Origin of the sequence: Streptomyces sp. NPDC127106 (genome assembly GCF_042677605.1) — a bacterium.
In the GTDB taxonomy this organism is placed as follows: Bacteria; Actinomycetota; Actinomycetes; order Streptomycetales; family Streptomycetaceae; genus Streptomyces.
This window is the reverse complement of the sequence record NZ_JBHXTC010000010.1, coordinates 72643-88918: the sequence shown is the minus strand read 5'-3', so window position 1 is coordinate 88918 and position 16276 is coordinate 72643. Positions and strand designations below refer to the sequence as shown.

The window sequence follows — 16276 nt, the reverse complement described above, 5'->3', positions numbered from 1 at the left end:
GGAGGAATCACATGAGGATCAGCTTCACCTCGGACGGGCCCGCCGATTCCGTGGAGGCCGACGACTGGCGCGATCTCGCAGCCAAGCTCGGTGCGGAGCCGAGCCTGGGACGCGTCGAAGAACTGCGCGCCCCGATCCGGCCCGGCACCCTCGGCGGCGACCTGTACGGGCTGATCGCCGAGGTGGGGGCCGCCGGGCTGCTCGCGCTCGGCGCGGTGGTGCAGTCCTGGATCCGGCTGCGGGCCGGCCGGTTCAAGGTGTCCTGGGAGAAGGACCGCGAGGGTGGGCGCACTGTGATCACCGTCGACGGTACGAACGCCTCCGGAGCCGAGTCGGCGCGTGCGCTGCTCGACGAGATCGCCCGAGCCGTCGAGAACGACGAGAACGCCCGTCGTCCGCTGCCCCCTTCGCCGCGTCCCGACGGACCGACCGGCCCCGAGGCTCTGCCGGGATCCAGCGTCTGACCCGGCCGCGCCGACGGCGGTCTTCATTCACCATGTGAGGGAACCCGCCACAGTCCTGTGGCGGGTTCCGTCTATCCGGCTGTGGCAGGGGCTCGGCTCCTACTGGTTGACGTTGGCCTGGTTGGTCTTGCCACCACCCTGGTTCACGTTGGCCTGGTTGGTCTTACCGCCACCCTGGTTGACGTTGGCCTGGTTGGTCTTACCCTTGCCCTGGTTCAGGTTGAGCTGGTTGGTCTTGCCCTTGCCCTTGCCCTGGTTGACGTTGGCCTGGTTGGTCTTACCGCCGCCCTGGTTCAGGTTGAGCTGGTTGGTCTTGCCCTTGCCCTTGCCCTGGTTGACGTTGACCTGGTTGGTCTTACCGCCGCCCTGGTTCAGGTTGAGCTGGTTGGTCTTGCCCTTGCCCTTGCCCTGGTTGACGTTGGCCTGGTTGGTCTTACCGCCACCCTGGTTCACGTTGGCCTGGTTCGTGTCACCGTCACCCTGGTTCACATTCGCCTGGTTCGTGTCACCGTCACCCTGGTTCACATTCGCCTGGTTCGTGTCACCGTCACCCTGATTGACGTTCGCCTGGTTCGTGTCACCGTCACCCTGGTTCACATTCGCCTGGTTCGTGTCACCGTCACCCTGGTTCACATTCGCCTGGTTCGTGTCACCGCCGCCCTGGTTCACATTCGCCTGATTGACCTCGTCACCGACGTCCTGCACCACGCTCGGCACAGCCGTCGCCGTCTGAGGAGCGGCATGAGCGCCCGTCACTCCGGCCGCTCCGACGACGAACGCGGCAACGAAAGAGGTGGCGACGATACGGGGAATGCGGGTGTGAATCTTGACAGTCATTGTTTTTCTCCTTGCAGAGGAACTACACATTTCCAGTGCAGAGCGGCGGGATTGCATTTTCTTGTTTCGCCATCTCCGTGCGATGACTCGGCGCTTTGCCTGAATCCAGATTGACTCACCCCGGAAGGCGGGCAAAGGTGCGGAAATTCGTGGCTTGACAGGATGAATGTGCGACGTAAAATCCGGCCGCCTTCGACGGCGACGTCACCCCTCCGCCATCTCGCGACCCCCGGCCGCCCCCCACAGCGGCTTCCACGCCCGGCCGGATCACTCCAGCGGGTGCGAGCACTTGCCGTGGGCCGGGCGGCGTGTTGCGCCAGAAAAGGTCAGATCATCACATACAGTGCACAACCGTAACGTTCCGGTCACTGCCGGGACTCAGACGGAGATGGGGATGCAATGCGCACGCTTCGCAACGCTGCTCTTGTAGTTGCCATGATCGGAAGCCTTGGCATGGCCGGGGTCGGAGCCGCCTCGGCCGACGACTCCAAGAACGGCACGGACACCACTCAGTGCACGCAGACCGCCACGGCCAGCAACACCAATACGCCCGGCCTCGTCGACATCCCGAACGTGGATGTCGACGTGACCATCGCGGTCTTCGGCAACATCACGCAGACCAACGTGATCCAACAGATCTGCAGCGGCGACGACAGCACCAACGCGAACTCCGCCGACCTCGCCGTCGCACAGGCGAACACCCCCACCGACACCAGCGCCCAGCACTGAGCCGCGCCCCCGGTCGAACGAGAGGTCCTGCCCTGCGCGGGCACGACGCGCAGCGGGCGGCGCCGTCGCGGCGCCGCCCACCCACCGGTGGCAGTACCGGTGCTGGATCGACTTCAGCGGTGGCGGGTCAGGCCTGCGGGGGAGCCTGCGGACTGCGCTCCCTCCGACTCGAGGGTCAGCCGGTCCGGATCCGCCATGGTGAGCACGTAGCGATTGTCCCGGGGGCAGTCGAAGGTCTGCGCACGGTCGGTGGGATGGCTGGTCACGGCAGCGAAGACGGCGCTGTTCCGGCCGACCTGCCGCAGTTCGAGGGCCTCCGTGCATCCCAGGTTGCGTCCGCTGGAGGTCTCCTTGACCTCGCTGACCTGCCGGCCCACCACCTCACCCACGGCGCCCGGGTTGAGGGTGACCGTGACGGTGAACTTCCCCGTCCGAGCACGGGAGATGCCGTCGGCGTCCGGGGTGCCGGGGCCGACGCCGGACCACGTGCCCACCCACGACGCAGGCAACGTCCGCGCCGAGGGCGAGGGAGCCGAGGGGGACGGTGCCGGGCTGCTCGTAGGGGGCGCGGTGTCGGCTCCCCCGCCGCTCCAGGGGAACCGGACCGGGAGGACGGCGGCGGCGATCAGTACGGCGGCTCCGGCGGCCGCGCCGAGCAGCAGGGGCCGGCGGGCCGCCCATCCGCTGCGGTCTCCGGAAGCGGCCGGGGACGCCTCGGGGGCCGTGGCCGGGACGGCCGGCGGCGCACTGGGAAAGGGCGGGGGGACGGGTGTGGGGCCGGTCCCCGGCGGGGCAGTGGCGGGAGGCCGGGGCGTGGTGAGGAGGAGCCGGAGTTCGGCTTCCCGGCGGGCGACCTCGGCCGGGAGCGCCGGTGGCACCGCCTCGCTCCAGTCCGGCTCCGCGGCGGCGCCGAACCGTGCCCGGATCTCCTCGGCGCCCGGACGCCGACCCGGATCCTTGGCCAGGCATTCCCGCACCAGGGGCAGGATCGCCTCCGGTACGCCGTCGAGTACGGGCTCGTCGTGGACGATCCGGTACAGGAGGGCCGGCAGGTCCAGCTCCTCGCCCGCCGCCAGGAACGGGCTGCGCCCGGTGCCCGCGTACACGAGGACCGCGGCGAGGGAGAACACGTCCGCCGGCGCGGCCGCGACGTCGCCGGTCGCTTGCTCCGGCGCCAGGAAGCCGGGCGTGCCGATCACCGCTCCGGTCCGGGTGCGGCGCGGGTCGTGCGCTGCGCGGGCGATGCCGAAGTCGATGAGGAAGGGCCGCTCCGGGCCGAGCAGTACGTTCCCCGGTTTGATGTCGCGGTGGACCACACCCGCCTCCCGCACGGCGACGAGCGCGGCCGACAGCTCCCGGGCCAGGCACTTCACGGCGGGTGCGGCCAGCGGCCCGTGCGTGCGCACCCAGTCCCCGAGCGACGGCGCGGCGACGTACTCCGTCGCCAGCCACTGCGGTGTCGTGCCCGGCGGACTGAAGTCCACCACGGAGACGGTCCAGGCGCAGCGGACACGGTCGTTGGTGCGTATCTCCCTGGCGAACCGTTCGGCGAAGTCCGGCTGGAGGCTGAGATCGCGGTGCACGGTCTTCAGGGCCAGCGGCCGGCCGGAGACGGTACGGGCCAGGAACACCTCGCCCATGCCTCCCTCGCCGAGCCGCGCCAGCAGGCGGTAGCCGCCGATCTCCGGCGGATCACCGGGCCGTAGCGACTCCACGAACTCCCCCGCCTCCCTGGCCGTTGCGGCCCCGCGGTGCACGGGCCGTCCGGTGGCTCACCCTAAGTGGTCGGCGCCGCCCGAACACGCGCTTGGCGCTTGCGTAGGGCTCCTGATCACGACCTGGGGCCAGGTTCATGAACGGGTCGAGGCCGGTGCGTCCTTCGGTGCGGCCGAACGTCTTCGCGCAAGGAAGCCTGGACCCCGGGGGCGTCAGGGGCGGACCGCGGCCATCAGTTCGCCGGTCGTCACCACCCTGGCGAAGCCGCCGCCGTGCACGGAGACGGCACTCGCCCGGGTCAGTTCGTCGGCCGTCAGGTGCCAGCCGTTCGGGCCGGTCAGGTCGAAGGTGTGGGTGGCGTCGAGGGCGACCAGCACGTCGTAGCCGAGGTTCCCGCCCATGCGGGCGGTGGTCTCCACGCACATGTTGGTCTGGATGCCGACCAGCACGACCTGGGTGATGCCCGCCGCCTTGAACCAGCCGTCGAGGTCGGGGGTGCCGTAGAACGCCGAGTTCACCGACTTGGTGACGAGCAGCTCCGGGCCGCGGCCCTTGCCGCGCCTGTCCTCGACGTACTCCTTGAAGTCGTTCCCCTCGTACCCGGTCCGCAGCGGCGAGCCGGGCGTGTTCGAGTCGTGCCGGACGAAGACGACCGGCCGGTCCGTGTCCTGCCAGGCCTCGATCAGCGAGGCGATGTTCCCGTCGGCGGCCGGGTTGTTGCGCGGTCCCCAGAACTCCGACTCGTCGAAGCCCTTCTGCACGTCCACCACGACCAGCGCCGCGTTCTGTGTGATCTCCATACCCACGATCCTGCCTCCCCCGCCCGGCCCGATCACAGGAGGTGAAAAGACAGCGATCGATGGTTTACTGCCAGGATGACCCGACCGGCACCGGCCCACCGCATCGCCCTGCTCGCCTTCCCTGGCATCCGGGCCTTCGACGTCTCGGTGATCACGGAGGTGTGGGGCGCGGACCGCACCGAGCACGGGGTGCCCGGCTTCGAGCTGCGCCGGGTGGCCGCGAGCCCCGGACCGGTACCGATGCGCGGCGGGCTCGCACTCACACCGGACCGCACCCTCGCCTGGCTGCCCCGCGCCGAGCTGATCCTGGTGCCGGGCCTGGACGACCATCTCACCCCGGCGCCCGAACCGGTCCTCGCGGCGCTGCGCCGCTCCCACGCCCGCGGCACCACCATCGCCGCGCTGTGCGGCGGCGCGTTCACGCTCGCCCAGGCCGGGCTCCTCGACGGCCGCCGGGCGCTGACCCACTGGGCACTGACCGATCTGCTGCGGGCCCGGTACCCCCGGGTGCTGGTCGAGCCCGACGCCCTGTTCGTCGAGGACGGCAACCTGTGGACCGCCGCCGGAACCGCCGCCGGCATCGACCTGTGCCTGCACCTGGTGCGCGCCGCGCACGGCGCGGAGGCCGCCGCGGCCATCGCCCGTTCCATGGTCACCGCGCCGTTCCGGACGGGCAGCCAGGCCCAGTTCATCGAACGTCCCACCCCGCACGCCGACCGCGACGCGGACACGCTGGCCGAGGTACGCGCCTTTGCCCTGACGCACCTCCACGAGCCGCTCACGGTGTCCGCGCTCGCCGCCCGCGCCGGGATGTCACCGCGCTCCTTCGCCCGGAACTTCGTGGCGGCCTCCGGAACGACCCCGCTGCGCTGGCTCGTGGACCACCGCATCGCGGCGGCTCAGAAACTCCTCGAACGCACCGATCTGACCATGCCCGAGGTCGCCCGCCGGTCCGGTTTCGGCAGCGAGGTCACCATGCGCCAGCACTTCGCATCCCGCCTGGCCACCAGCCCGCGCGCCTACCGCGCCTCGTTCGCCGCACGGCCACCTTCGGCACAGGAGCGTTGAGGGGCGAGGCCGGAGCCGATCGCGGTGTGCCGGATCCGCGACGACGGATCCGCGACACGACACAGGCCCCGGGGCGTGTACGCGTGTACGCGTCCCGGGGCCTCGGCCATCAGCCGTCGACCCGCCGGCCCGTCAGTTGCGCGTCCAGCCGGTCGGGCCGACCCACACGGTCTGGCCGTTGCGTGTCGGAACGACGTCGTAGCGGGCCACGGCCTGGTAGTAGCCGCCGCCGGGCCGCTTGCAGAACAGGTTGCCGATGACGGTGTTGCGCTGGCCGAGGGCGACCTTGCCGTACACCAGGTCGTCGCCCCAGTCCCAGTTGGTGCTCCAGTAGTCCGTGTACCCCTGAATTCCCGTGACGGTCGCGTTCGGGCAGTTCCCGAGCCACTTCGGGTAGGAGATGTACACCCAGCCGTAACTTGCCGCCTGGGCGGTTCCCTGGGTGGCGACCGTGCCACTGAGGGCCAGGCCGAGCACCGACAGGGCGACCGAGAGCTTCTTGAGCCTTGCTTTGAGCATGCACCCGTCCCAACTTGCCTCGACACCATCTGTCTCCGGGCCACGAACCGAAAAATGAGCTCACGGTTCCCGAAGCCTGATCCTGTGGGTGCACGGAAGTCGGTGACGGTGGCACGGCCCACTCCACACGCAACCGTGATGACTAGTTCTATTTTCAGCCGCATCGCGGACGACCTTTCGCACACACAGTCGATCTTCGTTCGAAGAGCTTGCACGTCGAGGTCTGGTCAGCCGTACCCGCACGGGCCGAGGGCATCACCAATTGGGACATGTTTCATGGTTTGAAATCCGGCAGGCGGCGCAGATGGGTTTACATACGTTCGTTCATTTACAAGAGGCGTTCCATGGGCATCATCGGTTGGATTCTTCTGGGCCTGCTGGCCGGGATCATCGCGAAGGTCCTGATGCCGGGCCGGGACCCCGGCGGCATCATCATCACCATGCTTATCGGTATTGTCGGCGCGCTTCTCGGCGGATGGCTCGGGAAGGTCATTTTCGGGGTCGACTCGGTTGACGGCTTCTTCGAGCTCTCCACCTGGATCGCCGCCATTGTCGGTTCCCTCGTCCTCCTGGGCGTCTACCGCCTGGTAGCCGGCAGGAGACACTCATGAAGCTCGCCCCGCGGCGGCACGGCCGCAAGCGGAGCAGGTGGCGGGCGTTCGCTCGGTGGACGCCACGAGCCGTGTTGCGCCGGGCCTTGCTGCGCCTCACGGTGTGGGGCGTGCGACTGATGGTGTGGGGTGCGGGGCTGGCGATCCGGCGTGCGCTGCGGTCCGTCGTGCGAGCGGCGTGACGGACCGACGCCAGCACGGGCTCGACGCAATAACGTCGCTCGGGAAGGTATAGGTGGCGCCCCGCGGGGCAGCGGCCAAGCAGAAGCTCGGAGGTGACCACATGGCCACGGGCAAGAAAGCCAAGAACATCGGAAAGAACATGAAGGGCAAGGTCAAGGAAGCCACCGGCAAGACCGTCGGAAACGAGAGCCTCGAGGCGAAGGGAAAGCTCGAGCAAACGGCCGCTGAAGCCAAGCAGACCGGCCAGAAGGCCAAGGACACGCTCACCTGACCGAAGCCGCAAGGCGGAGGCCGCCGTCCATTCCAGGACGGCGGCCTCGTGTGCGGGCTACGGAGGGAAATCGACGCGTCACCGGCGGCTGCGCTGGCGGCGGCGAGGTTCGGCTCTGGGGGCGTCTTCTTCGACTTCGTCTTCGACTTCGCCCTCGTCCCCGTTCTCGACGTCGTCCTCCTCGTCTCCTTCCTCCTCGTCCTGCTCGTCCACCTGCTCGTCGTCGTATTCGTCGTCGTTCTCGTCGTCGGGGTAGCCCTCCTCGTCCTCCTCGCCCTCCCCGTAGTCCTCGTCCTCGTCCTCGTACTCCTCCGGCTCGCCCTCCGAGGACTCCTCCTCTTCCTCCTCGACGGCCTCCTCGTGGGTGCGCACCACCTCGCCGTCGCGTATCTCGCCGCGCCAGCCGTCCGGCTCCTCGTCCGAGAGGCTGACGTGGCGCGCGAAGTGCTTGAGGTCCAGCCGCAGGCGCCGGCCCTGCGCGCGCCAGAGATTGCCCGTCCTCTCGAACATGCCGGAGGGGTAGTACTCGACGATCACCAGGATGCGGGTGAGGGAGGGGGCGAGTTCGTGGAAGCTGACGCAGCCGCGCGTGGTGCCCTTGGCGCCTTCGGAGGTCCACACGATGCGGTCGTCGGGGACCTGCTCCTGGACCGTCGCCTGCCAGCTGCGGGTGGAGGGGCCGACCTTGACCTTCCAGTCCGAGGTGGTGTCGTCGCCCTGTGAAACGCTGCGCACACCCTTCGCGAACGTGCTGAAGTCCTCGTACCGCGTCCAGTGGTCGTAGGCGGTGCGCAGCGGGACTCCGACGTCGACGGCTTCGCAGATGTGCGTGGGCTTGGATCCGCTCTTGCGGCCCTTGCCCCCGCCCATCAGGTTGCTGCCGATGTCCTTGACCTTGTCCTTCAGCCCGTCGACGGTGCTGCCGATCGCGGCCTTGACGGGTGAGTCGCCCTTGAGGAGTCTGCCGCCGATGTCAGCGAGCGAGCCTCCGTTCTCCGCCACGTCGGAGAGCTCGTCCGTGATGTCGCCCAGCTTGTCGACTGCCTTGTCGGCCAGCTGGTTCGCCTGGGCGGAGAGGTAGCCGGCCACTTCGTCGAGCAGCTGGTCCATGGGGGACTGCGAGTCCCCGGACGTGCGTGAACGGTGTGGGGTGGCCATGGCGCTACCTCCGCGTCGACGGCTTGCGGGCCGTCGTCTTCTTGGCTGACGTCGAGGTCTTCCTGCCGGTGGTGCTCCGTGTCGGTTGGCGCGCCGCCGTCTTCTTCGCCGGCGCCCGTTTCGCCGCGGCCTTCTTCGCCGGCGGCCTGGCGGACGCGGTCTTCTTCGCCGCGGTCTTCTTCGCCGGAGCCTTCTTCGCCGGAGCCTTCTTCGCCGCGGCCTTCTTGGCCGGTCCAGCCGTCTTCCGCGCAGGTGTGCTCGTCTTCTTCGCCGCGGCCTTCTTCGCTGGTGCGGTCGTCTTCTTCGCCGCTGCCTTCTTCGCCGGCTTCCGCTCCGCAGCCACGGTCTTCTTGGTCGGGGTGGACGTCTTCTTCGCCGGTGTGGCCTCCTTGGCCGGCGGGGCCTTCTTCGCCCGTGGGCCACGGGACGCGGACGTCTTGGATGCGCGCTCGGACGAGCCGCCTGCTGCCGGGGAACGCGCGGCACTGCGGCGCGCGCGCCTGCGGGGGCGCTCCTCGGTCTCCGGCTCCTCCTCCGGCTCCGGCTCCTCCTCCGGCTCCGGCTCCTCCTCCGGCTCCGGCTCCTCCTCGGCTTCCGGTTCCTCCTCGGCTTCCGGTTCCTCCTCGGCTTCCGGTTCCTCCTGCTCTTCCTCGCCCTCGTAGGGCTCCTCCTCGTCCTCTTCTCCGGCTTCGTACGGCTCCTCGTCCTCGTACGTCGCCTCGTCGGACTCCTCGTCCGCGTAGGGCTCCTCGTCGTAGCCCTCGTCTTCCTCTTCCTCGTACTCCTCGTCCGGCTCCTCGCGCCCGCGGGTGAGTTCGAGCGTGCGCTGGTGGAGGGTGTCGGCCAGGCCGGAGAGCTGCCGGTTGGCAGCGGCTGTGAGGGCCTTGCGGCCCGCTTCGAGGGCTTCGCCGCGGAGCTGTTCACCGAGTTCGGCCGCCTGCGGCATCTCCCCGAGTTTGCGTACCCCCAGTGCCACGAGCTGGCCCGGTTGGAGGCCGAATCTGCGGCCGGCAAGGTAGGTCGCCAACGACAGGGCCATGCGGCCCTTCTTCGTCCGCCCCAGTACGTAGCCTCCCGCGACGGCGGCTGCCAGGGCGATCTTGCTCACATCCTCCATCAGCCTGATCCCTTCTCGAAGTGGTGGTCCACCTGGCCGCGGTCAGGTGGTGCCGGTGGCTTCTCCATCAGGACGGGGCCCTGACGTACATACCTGGTGGCTGCTCACCCTGGCCGGGGATATGCAGTGATATGTGAAGAAAGTTCGATTCATGGGGTGTGGTGTGGACGTGACGGGGGAGGCGTTAGGTCCATGGAGATCGGTTTACGAGGGGAGCAGATGACCACGCCGGAACCGGCTCGCCGCCGGCGCCGCCCGTCCCCGGGCGACGACGAACAGCCCGGTACCAGGCCCGCACGCAAGACCAGCGCCTCGAAGAAGCGCGGTGTGCCAGGCGCGGGGGCCGCTCTGCGGGCTGCCGCGGAGCAGTTGTCAGAGCTGCTCGGCCGGCGCCCCGAGTCGGTTTCGTCCCTGAAGCCCACGGACGACGGCTGGGAGGCGGTGGTGGAGGTGGTCGAGCTCGAGCGCATCCCGGACACCACCAGCGTCATGGGCAGCTACCGGGTCCAGCTGGACGAGCAGGGCGAGCTGATCTCGTACGAACGGACCCGGAGGTACAGCCGGGGCATGATCGACCGGCCGGGCGGCTGACGCTGCCGTTCGGCCCGGAAGGGAAACACCATGACGGTGATGCCGCAGGGGGCGAGCGGAGGCCTCAGCCGCACCGGCGGAGGCAGTTCGAGCAGCCTCTATGACGTCCTTGAACTCATTCTCGACCGTGGACTGGTCATCGACGCCTTCGTGCGCATTTCGGTGGTCGGCATCGAACTGATCAAGATCGACGCGCGGATCGTCGTCGCCAGTGTCGACACCTACCTCCGGTTCGCCGAGGCCTGTAACAGGCTGGACCTGGAAGCGGGCCGCGGCGCGCCCGCCCAGCTGCCCGAGATGGTCGACAAGATGGTCGAGGGCGGGAGCCGGGGGAAGGCCAAGGGGGCGCTCACCGGGGCGGTGGAGGGCTTCACGCAGTCCCTGTCCGGCAAGGGCGGCGAGGAGGAGGAGCCCGAGGAGGAGGAAGAGGAGCCTCCGCGGCGCCGCCGGCCCGCGCGGCGTCCGGTGCGGCGTGAGAAGGAGTGAACCGTGGCCGTTTACGTATATGCCGTCACCCTGAGCGACCACCCTTGCCGGGTCGACGGAGTGACCGGCGTGGGGGCCCACGCCGCGCCCGTCCGGGTCGTCCCGGCAGGCGGCCTGTGCGCCGTGGTGAGCGACATCGACGAGGAGATCCGCCCCAAACGGCGTGACGTGGCCGCCCACCAGGCCGTCCAGAACCGTCTCCTCGCCGACGGGACACCGCTGCCCCTCCAGTTCGGATACACCGCGCCCGACGACGAAGCCGTCCGCGCGGTACTCGAGGAGCAGGCGGGAACGTACCGTGCCGCGCTCGAACGCGTGCAGGGCTGTGCCGAGTACAACGTGAAGGCCTCCCGGAAGCAGGATCTCCTGCTCCGCGAGATCCTGGACGACCTGCCCGAGGCGCGCAGACTGAACGAAGAGATCCTCGCCGGATCCCAGGACCCGCGTCTGCCCCTGGAGCTGGGACGCATGATCGCTGACGAGGTCGAACTGCGACGTTCGAGCGCGGCTGTGGAGCTCGTGAGGGCGCTGGTGCCGCTGGGGAAGGATCACGCCCTGCACACCCCCGGTGGAGAGGACTTCCTCAACCTGTCCCTCCTCGTGCCCTTCGGGGATGAAGCGGCCCTCGTGAAGGCACACAAGGAGCTCGCCCGGGACGACGACAGCGGCGTCGTGGTCCGCCTCACCGGGCCGCTGCCCCCGTACAGCTTCGTGGCCTAGGGCAGCGAGCCGCGGGCCGGGTCGCAGCCGTGGAGAGGAGCCCCGAGATGGGTCTGTTGGAGAAACTGATCACCGCGCCGCTGCTGCCCGTCCGGGGCGTGCTGTGGGTCGCACAGCAGGTGGCGGACCAGGCCACGGCCGAGTACTACGACCCGGCACCCGTCTGGGCGCAGCTCGCCGAGCTGGAGCGCCGGCTCGCCGACGGGGAGATCGACGAGGAGACCTTCGAGCGCGAGGAGGACCTGCTGATCGAACGACTGGAGGAGATCGACAGGTACCGCAGGGGCGACCTGTGACGGCGCCGTCCCATGACGGGGACCCGCCCCGTGGCCGGTGCGGGGCCGCGCCGACGAGTGAGGACTGCGGCGACGGACGATTGGGAGGCGAACGTACGTGACGAACCCCCTGGACCGTAGATTCGGCACGGGCCCCCCGATGGCGGGCTACCCCCCGAGCTCCTCGGCCAGTCTGGCCGACATCCTCGAGCGTGTGCTGGACAAGGGCATCGTCATCGCCGGAGACATCCGCATCAACCTGCTCGACATCGAGCTCCTCACCATCAAACTGCGGATCCTGATCGCCTCGGTGGACAAGGCCAAGGAGATGGGCATCGACTGGTGGGAACACGATGCGTCGCTTTCCTCCCGTCACCGGGACGAGTCGCTGGCCGATGAGAACCAGCGCCTGCGCGCCGAGCTGGCGCAGCTGCGACGGGACCAGATCGCCCCGTCCGCACAGCAGCCCGACCCCTTGGGTCTCGATCGGGCGGAGCGTCCCGCCCGGAGTAGGCCGGAGCGGAGGACCGAGCCATGACGGCCCCTGCCACCGCTGCCGCGGCTGCGGCTGCGGCTGCCGCTGCCGCCTCGACGCTCACCTACGTCTACGCCGTCACGGGACCCGCGCCCGCGCTGGACGATCTTCTTCCGGGACTCGCCGGGGTGGCCGGCAGCCCCGTGACGCTGCTGGTGCCCCCAACCGGGGCGGCAGCGCCCGTCGCCTTCGTCATCAGCGACGTCTCCCGCTCGGAGTGGACCGAAGACGTGCTCAGGGAACGCTTCGAGGACGTCCGCTGGCTGGAGGAGACCGCCCGCGCCCACCACCACGTCATCGAGACCCTCGCCGCTCACACCACCGTCCTGCCGCTGAGGTTGGCCACCCTCTACCAGGACCACGCCCGGGCACTGCAGGCCCTGGAGCAGCAGGGCCCGGACTTCGCCGCGCAGCTGGCACGGCTGGGCGGCCACACCGAGTACGGCGTCAAGGTGTACGTACGCCCCGCCGCCCCGCCCACCGGCACCCCGGCACCCGTGCCGGCCAGCCCGGGCAAGGCCTACCTCCAGGCCCGCAGGGCCCGCCACGACGCCCGCGAGGACCACTACCGGCAGGCGCAACTCGCCGCCGACCGCATCGCCGGGATCGCCCGCGAGTACACGGCCCAGCACGTACGCCATCCCGCGCAGAGCGGGCCCCTCACCGCCCCGGCGGACGGAGAGAACGTCCTCAACGACGCCTTTCTCGTGCCCGACGCGCAGGCCGAAGCCTTCCGGGCCGCGGTCGGCAGCGTGGCCGAGGACCTGCCCGGCATTCGCCTGGAGCTGACCGGCCCTTGGGCTCCGTACTCCTTCGCCGCCGCGCCACCGGCTGACCCTGCGCCATGAACTGCTCCGACCGCCACGTCCCCGTGGACGCACACCCCCACGCACGCGCCGAGGCCGCGTTGCCCGGCCGTCAGGTCGCGCTCGTCGATCTCCTCGACCGGCTACTGGCCGGAGGCGTCGTCATCACCGGCGACATCATCCTGTCCATCGCGGACATCGACCTCGTCCGCATCTCCCTGCGCGCCCTCATCAGCTCCGTGACCACCGCCGACGCTCCGCGACCGACACTGGACGGTGAGCAGCGCCATGAGCCCTGACCCCGCCGACCGGCCCCGCCCCGCAACCCCGGACTTGCGGGCGGTCGGCGACGCCATGGCCGACGCCGTCCGGCTGCTGCCGGCCTCCCCGGCGGACGCGAGGCCCTCCGGCCGCTCCCGTGGACGCCGCATCCACACCGGGCCGGATACGGTCGGGGAGGACTTGGTCAAACTCGTGCTGACCGTGGTCGAACTCCTCCGACAGCTCATCGAGCGGCAGGCCCTCCGCCGCGTCGAAGCGGGCGGCCTGAGTGACGCGCAGGAGGAGGAACTCGGGGCGACGCTCCTCGCCCTCCACGACCGCATGATCGAACTGTGCGCCCAGCACGGCTGCACCCTCGACGACCTCAACCTCGACCTCGGCCCCCTCGGTCCGCTGCTTCCGCCTCCCGAACGCCCCTGAGCACACACCCCGACCGGGCCCCGGGCTCGGATTCACAGTCCGCGCGAGCCCGTTTCTCCCCCGTTCCTTGGGTAGAGGCATACGTGACGAGAGGAGGGAACGGACATGAGTGCCAGCGAGAAGATCAAGGCCACGGCCGAGCAAGTGGCCGGGAAGGCCGTGCGGAAGACGGCACACGCCCTGGGCAACAAGACCACGGAGGCCAAGGGCGCGGCCCTGGAGGCCCGCGGCAAGGCCCGGCAGGTGAAGGAGAGGGCCAAGGACGATCTCAAGCCCTGAGTCGGTGCCGAGCGCCGACCCGCGTCACCGCCACCGGGCGCCTGCGCAACCAGAGGTAGCCATGGCAGACCATGCCGATGTGACGTTCAAGGCCACGCTGTACGGCGCAGCGCACTACGCGGGCACGGCCGTCACGGTTCCGCCCGACGAGGGGAACGAGGGCGCGACGGCGGTCGCGTACTCACTCTCCTCCTTGGGCTTGGCCGCGCTGGGCTCGCTGCGCGCCCCGAGCGAGCCCGCCGACCTCCACAACCCGTTCCACCAACTTCTGCAGTGGGTCACCCGTGTCACCGTGTGGGAGGCGAGGCCGCGAACCTGGCTCCTCGACAGCGAGGAACGGGGCAAGAGCTGGGAGGTCTACAGTGCCGACACCGCAGACCTGGGCGTGTGGGCCTCGAAGGCGAAGTACGTCCGCGTCTGGAAGCAGACAGCGGCGAACACGTCCGACACCGTGACCCCCGTGCCGCACGGCGAGACGTTTCCGATCACGATCGTGGAGTTACGCGGTGCTGCGCGTGCAGACGTAGAGCTTGCGCTACGCCGAGCTGCCATACGTACGGAGGCCAACGAAGCCACGGAATGTCCGCCGCTGCCGAACTTCGAGAACCGCATCGGCTTCACCGAGGTGCGCGGAAGTCCTCGGCGTGGTCCCGTGCCCACTGCGCGAAGGTGCGGGCGGGCCGCCCGGTGACGGCTTCCGCCGTCGGTAGGGGCCCGAGGATCGGGGGGGCGAACGCCTCGCTCCGTGACGGGTCCGACTCGTTGCCGCCGTAGTCCTCGTAGCCGAGGAGGAAATCGGCGTTCTCCGCTGCGAAGCCGCCCTGCGCGAGATAGATCTCGCGGGCTTCCTGCGCGGTCACGGTCTCGAAGCGGATCTCCTCCCCCAGCGCCTCGGCGATGAGCTCCACCTGACGTCGACGTGTGAGGGGTTCGGGCCCGTTGAGGGAGTACGCCTGCCCCGTGTGGCCCTCTTCTGTCAGGGCGAGGACGGCCACGTCGGCGACGTCCTGCTCATGCAGCGGGAACCACGCCTCGTCCGGGGCCGGGTCGCGCACCACACGCTCCGCGCGGACGGGCGGCCCCCACAGGGCCAGCTTGTTCATGGCGAACTCTCCGGGACGCACATGCGTCCATTCCAGTCCCGAGGCCTCGACCGCCCGTTCCACCGGCAGGTGGAAGTCGGTGTCGTAGCCGGAGGTGACCGCGTCGGAGGAGAGCACCACGATGCGGTGCACGCCTGCAGACCGCGCCATGCCGACCACCTCGTCGGCAGTCGCCGCCACGGGGAAGAGGAAGAGCGCTTCGACGCCCTCCAGGGCACCCTCCAGTGTCGGCGGACGGGTGAGATCGCCCTCGTACACCTGGACCCCTTCGGGGAACACCCCGATGCGTGCCCTGCGGGTCAGAGCCCGTACGTCATGGCCCTTTGCCGCGAGTTGCCGGACGATGTTCCGCCCGACATTGCCGGCCGCCCCCGTCACCAGGATCGTCATGGATCACCTTTCGCCTCGTCACATCAGTCAGGGTTGCCGCATGTCGTGCGGGCCCCGATGCCGTTCTCCAGCGTGCGGATGACCCATGCGGAGGCGCCGTGGCGCGGGAGCGTCCCCCCGCTGACCGCCGTGCAACCTGCGGACACATGGGCCCACAGCACGTGCTCGATCCAGTCGCCGCTCACTTCCGCGTCCAGGAGTCCCTCGGCCTGGCCGCGCCTGATCAGCTGCCCGATCTCGTCGGTTGCCGGATCGGGGCCGCCCCGCGCGGCGACGGCCCGCGTGATCCGCGGGTCGCCGTACAGGAACAGCACGTGATCGCCGACATCGAGCATCGCGACCACCAGTCGGCGCAGCGCCTGCAGTGGCGGGCCCTCATCGATGCGGGCCTCCTTCAGGGACTCGCCGAGCCGCTGGAGGGAATGCTCGACGACCGCCGAGACGAGCAGTTCCCGGTCCGGGAAGTACCGCTGGAGGGTGCTGCGTCCGACCCCCGCCGCTGCCGCGATGTCCGCCAGCGTGGCATCACGCCGGCGGGACAGCACGGAGGCCGCGGCGCCGAGTATCGCCCGGCGCGTACGGCTGCGGGCTCCCGACTCGTACATGCTGCCGACCATGGCCGCACTGTAGTGCTCGCCCCTCCGGAACTGGCAAGGGCCGCCTCTTTATGGGGCGTTGATAGCCCATTTTCGTCATGTCGCTGTCCTCGCTCGATGGCGGCGGCCGCGCGAAGGCGGTCGAGGGCGGGCGACCCGTACGAGCCCCGGCCTGCGAGGGGGCCGGGAGCGAACCGGTGCCACGGCGGGGACGGCGTGCCCCGCCGTGGCACCGGTTACCTCGGGTCGGCTCCGGCCGTTCAGCCCACGCGCTCGATGCGGGCTCGCCGGATCAGGTTCTTGCCCGGCTCCCGCACCTG

23 protein-coding genes are annotated in these 16276 nt (G+C 69.9%); 15 read left to right on the top strand and 8 right to left on the bottom strand.

All coding sequences use genetic code 11. From position 1 onward, the window contains the following. Positions 1–11 precede the first annotated feature (11 nt). Complete coding sequence (locus ACFVGY_RS12670) at positions 12–464, top strand: hypothetical protein (protein WP_385675176.1); 453 nt, start codon at positions 12–14, stop codon at positions 462–464. A 99-nt stretch (positions 465–563) separates the two neighbouring features. On the opposite strand, the gene ACFVGY_RS12665 is transcribed toward ACFVGY_RS12670, so the two are convergent. Further along, on the bottom strand, positions 564–1301 hold the full coding sequence (locus ACFVGY_RS12665; RefSeq protein ID WP_385675173.1) for a hypothetical protein: 738 nt from the start codon (positions 1299–1301) through the stop codon (positions 564–566). Between the two features lie 435 nt (positions 1302–1736). Here ACFVGY_RS12665 and ACFVGY_RS12660 point away from each other — a divergent pair, with 435 nt between their 5' ends. Beyond that, positions 1737–2030 carry a hypothetical protein gene (locus ACFVGY_RS12660; protein WP_385675170.1) on the top strand — a complete coding sequence of 98 codons (294 nt, stop codon included), beginning with the start codon at positions 1737–1739 and terminating at the stop codon, positions 2028–2030. A 113-nt stretch (positions 2031–2143) separates the two neighbouring features. Here ACFVGY_RS12660 and ACFVGY_RS12655 read toward each other — a convergent pair whose 3' ends face one another. Further along, positions 2144–3745, bottom strand: coding sequence for a serine/threonine-protein kinase (locus ACFVGY_RS12655; protein WP_385675167.1), 1602 nt, complete (start codon positions 3743–3745; stop codon positions 2144–2146). A 213-nt stretch (positions 3746–3958) separates the two neighbouring features. Further along, positions 3959–4546, bottom strand: coding sequence for a cysteine hydrolase family protein (locus tag ACFVGY_RS12650; protein WP_385675165.1), 588 nt, complete (start codon positions 4544–4546; stop codon positions 3959–3961). A 75-nt stretch (positions 4547–4621) separates the two neighbouring features. Between ACFVGY_RS12650 and ACFVGY_RS12645 the strand changes: the two genes are divergently transcribed. Beyond that, a complete protein-coding gene (locus tag ACFVGY_RS12645; RefSeq protein WP_385675162.1) occupies positions 4622–5614 on the top strand; it encodes a GlxA family transcriptional regulator in 993 nt (330 codons plus the stop codon). 132 nt (positions 5615–5746) lie between these two features. Here the strand turns inward: ACFVGY_RS12645 and ACFVGY_RS12640 are convergent, their stop codons facing one another. Beyond that, positions 5747–6133 (bottom strand): hypothetical protein, encoded by a 387-nt coding sequence (locus tag ACFVGY_RS12640; protein ID WP_385675160.1) that lies wholly within the window; start codon positions 6131–6133, stop codon positions 5747–5749. A 344-nt stretch (positions 6134–6477) separates the two neighbouring features. Here ACFVGY_RS12640 and ACFVGY_RS12635 point away from each other — a divergent pair, with 344 nt between their 5' ends. Both ACFVGY_RS12635 and ACFVGY_RS12630 read left to right on the top strand, forming a co-directional pair. Continuing rightward, positions 6478–6744 (top strand): GlsB/YeaQ/YmgE family stress response membrane protein, encoded by a 267-nt coding sequence (locus tag ACFVGY_RS12635; RefSeq protein ID WP_385675157.1) that lies wholly within the window; start codon positions 6478–6480, stop codon positions 6742–6744. A gap of 283 nt (positions 6745–7027) precedes the next feature. Continuing rightward, positions 7028–7198, top strand: a complete 171-nt coding sequence (locus tag ACFVGY_RS12630; RefSeq protein WP_385675154.1) for a CsbD family protein — start codon at positions 7028–7030, stop codon at positions 7196–7198. Between the two features lie 78 nt (positions 7199–7276). Here the strand turns inward: ACFVGY_RS12630 and ACFVGY_RS12625 are convergent, their stop codons facing one another. After that, positions 7277–8356, bottom strand: a complete 1080-nt coding sequence (locus ACFVGY_RS12625; protein WP_385675151.1) for an SRPBCC family protein — start codon at positions 8354–8356, stop codon at positions 7277–7279. A 4-nt stretch (positions 8357–8360) separates the two neighbouring features. Continuing rightward, positions 8361–9473 (bottom strand): histone protein, encoded by a 1113-nt coding sequence (locus ACFVGY_RS12620; protein ID WP_385675149.1) that lies wholly within the window; start codon positions 9471–9473, stop codon positions 8361–8363. 219 nt (positions 9474–9692) lie between these two features. Here ACFVGY_RS12620 and ACFVGY_RS12615 point away from each other — a divergent pair, with 219 nt between their 5' ends. From ACFVGY_RS12615 to ACFVGY_RS12570, 10 genes are all read left to right on the top strand, one after another. Then, entirely contained in the window at positions 9693–10064 is a 372-nt protein-coding gene (locus ACFVGY_RS12615; protein ID WP_385675146.1) for a gas vesicle protein, read from the top strand. A gap of 30 nt (positions 10065–10094) precedes the next feature. Further along, complete coding sequence (gvpJ, locus tag ACFVGY_RS12610) at positions 10095–10550, top strand: gas vesicle protein GvpJ (protein WP_385675143.1); 456 nt, start codon at positions 10095–10097, stop codon at positions 10548–10550. A 3-nt stretch (positions 10551–10553) separates the two neighbouring features. Further along, a complete protein-coding gene (locus tag ACFVGY_RS12605) occupies positions 10554–11270 on the top strand; it encodes a GvpL/GvpF family gas vesicle protein (protein ID WP_385675140.1) in 717 nt (238 codons plus the stop codon). Between the two features lie 47 nt (positions 11271–11317). Further along, entirely contained in the window at positions 11318–11566 is a 249-nt protein-coding gene (locus ACFVGY_RS12600; RefSeq protein WP_385675137.1) for a gas vesicle protein GvpG, read from the top strand. A 139-nt stretch (positions 11567–11705) separates the two neighbouring features. Next, a complete protein-coding gene (gene gvpJ, locus ACFVGY_RS12595; RefSeq protein ID WP_385675346.1) occupies positions 11706–12083 on the top strand; it encodes a gas vesicle protein GvpJ in 378 nt (125 codons plus the stop codon). Next, a complete protein-coding gene (locus ACFVGY_RS12590; RefSeq protein ID WP_385675134.1) occupies positions 12080–12928 on the top strand; it encodes a GvpL/GvpF family gas vesicle protein in 849 nt (282 codons plus the stop codon). Before gvpJ (ACFVGY_RS12595) ends, ACFVGY_RS12590 begins: the two co-directional genes overlap by 4 nt. Further along, a complete protein-coding gene (locus ACFVGY_RS12585; RefSeq protein ID WP_385675131.1) occupies positions 12925–13185 on the top strand; it encodes a gas vesicle protein in 261 nt (86 codons plus the stop codon). The genes ACFVGY_RS12590 and ACFVGY_RS12585 overlap by 4 nt, the downstream gene beginning before the upstream one ends. Beyond that, positions 13175–13588, top strand: a complete 414-nt coding sequence (locus ACFVGY_RS12580) for a gas vesicle protein K (protein ID WP_385675129.1) — start codon at positions 13175–13177, stop codon at positions 13586–13588. Before ACFVGY_RS12585 ends, ACFVGY_RS12580 begins: the two co-directional genes overlap by 11 nt. 105 nt (positions 13589–13693) lie before the next feature. Beyond that, on the top strand, positions 13694–13867 hold the full coding sequence (locus ACFVGY_RS12575) for a hypothetical protein (RefSeq protein WP_385675126.1): 174 nt from the start codon (positions 13694–13696) through the stop codon (positions 13865–13867). A 61-nt stretch (positions 13868–13928) separates the two neighbouring features. Continuing rightward, complete coding sequence (locus ACFVGY_RS12570; RefSeq protein WP_385675123.1) at positions 13929–14558, top strand: hypothetical protein; 630 nt, start codon at positions 13929–13931, stop codon at positions 14556–14558. Here the strand turns inward: ACFVGY_RS12570 and ACFVGY_RS12565 are convergent. Next, entirely contained in the window at positions 14485–15360 is an 876-nt protein-coding gene (locus ACFVGY_RS12565) for an SDR family oxidoreductase (RefSeq protein WP_385675121.1), read from the bottom strand. The two genes, ACFVGY_RS12570 and ACFVGY_RS12565, sit on opposite strands and share 74 nt — an antisense overlap. A 23-nt stretch (positions 15361–15383) precedes the next feature. Then, complete coding sequence (locus ACFVGY_RS12560; protein ID WP_385675118.1) at positions 15384–15977, bottom strand: TetR/AcrR family transcriptional regulator; 594 nt, start codon at positions 15975–15977, stop codon at positions 15384–15386. Positions 15978–16276: the final 299 nt, after the last annotated feature.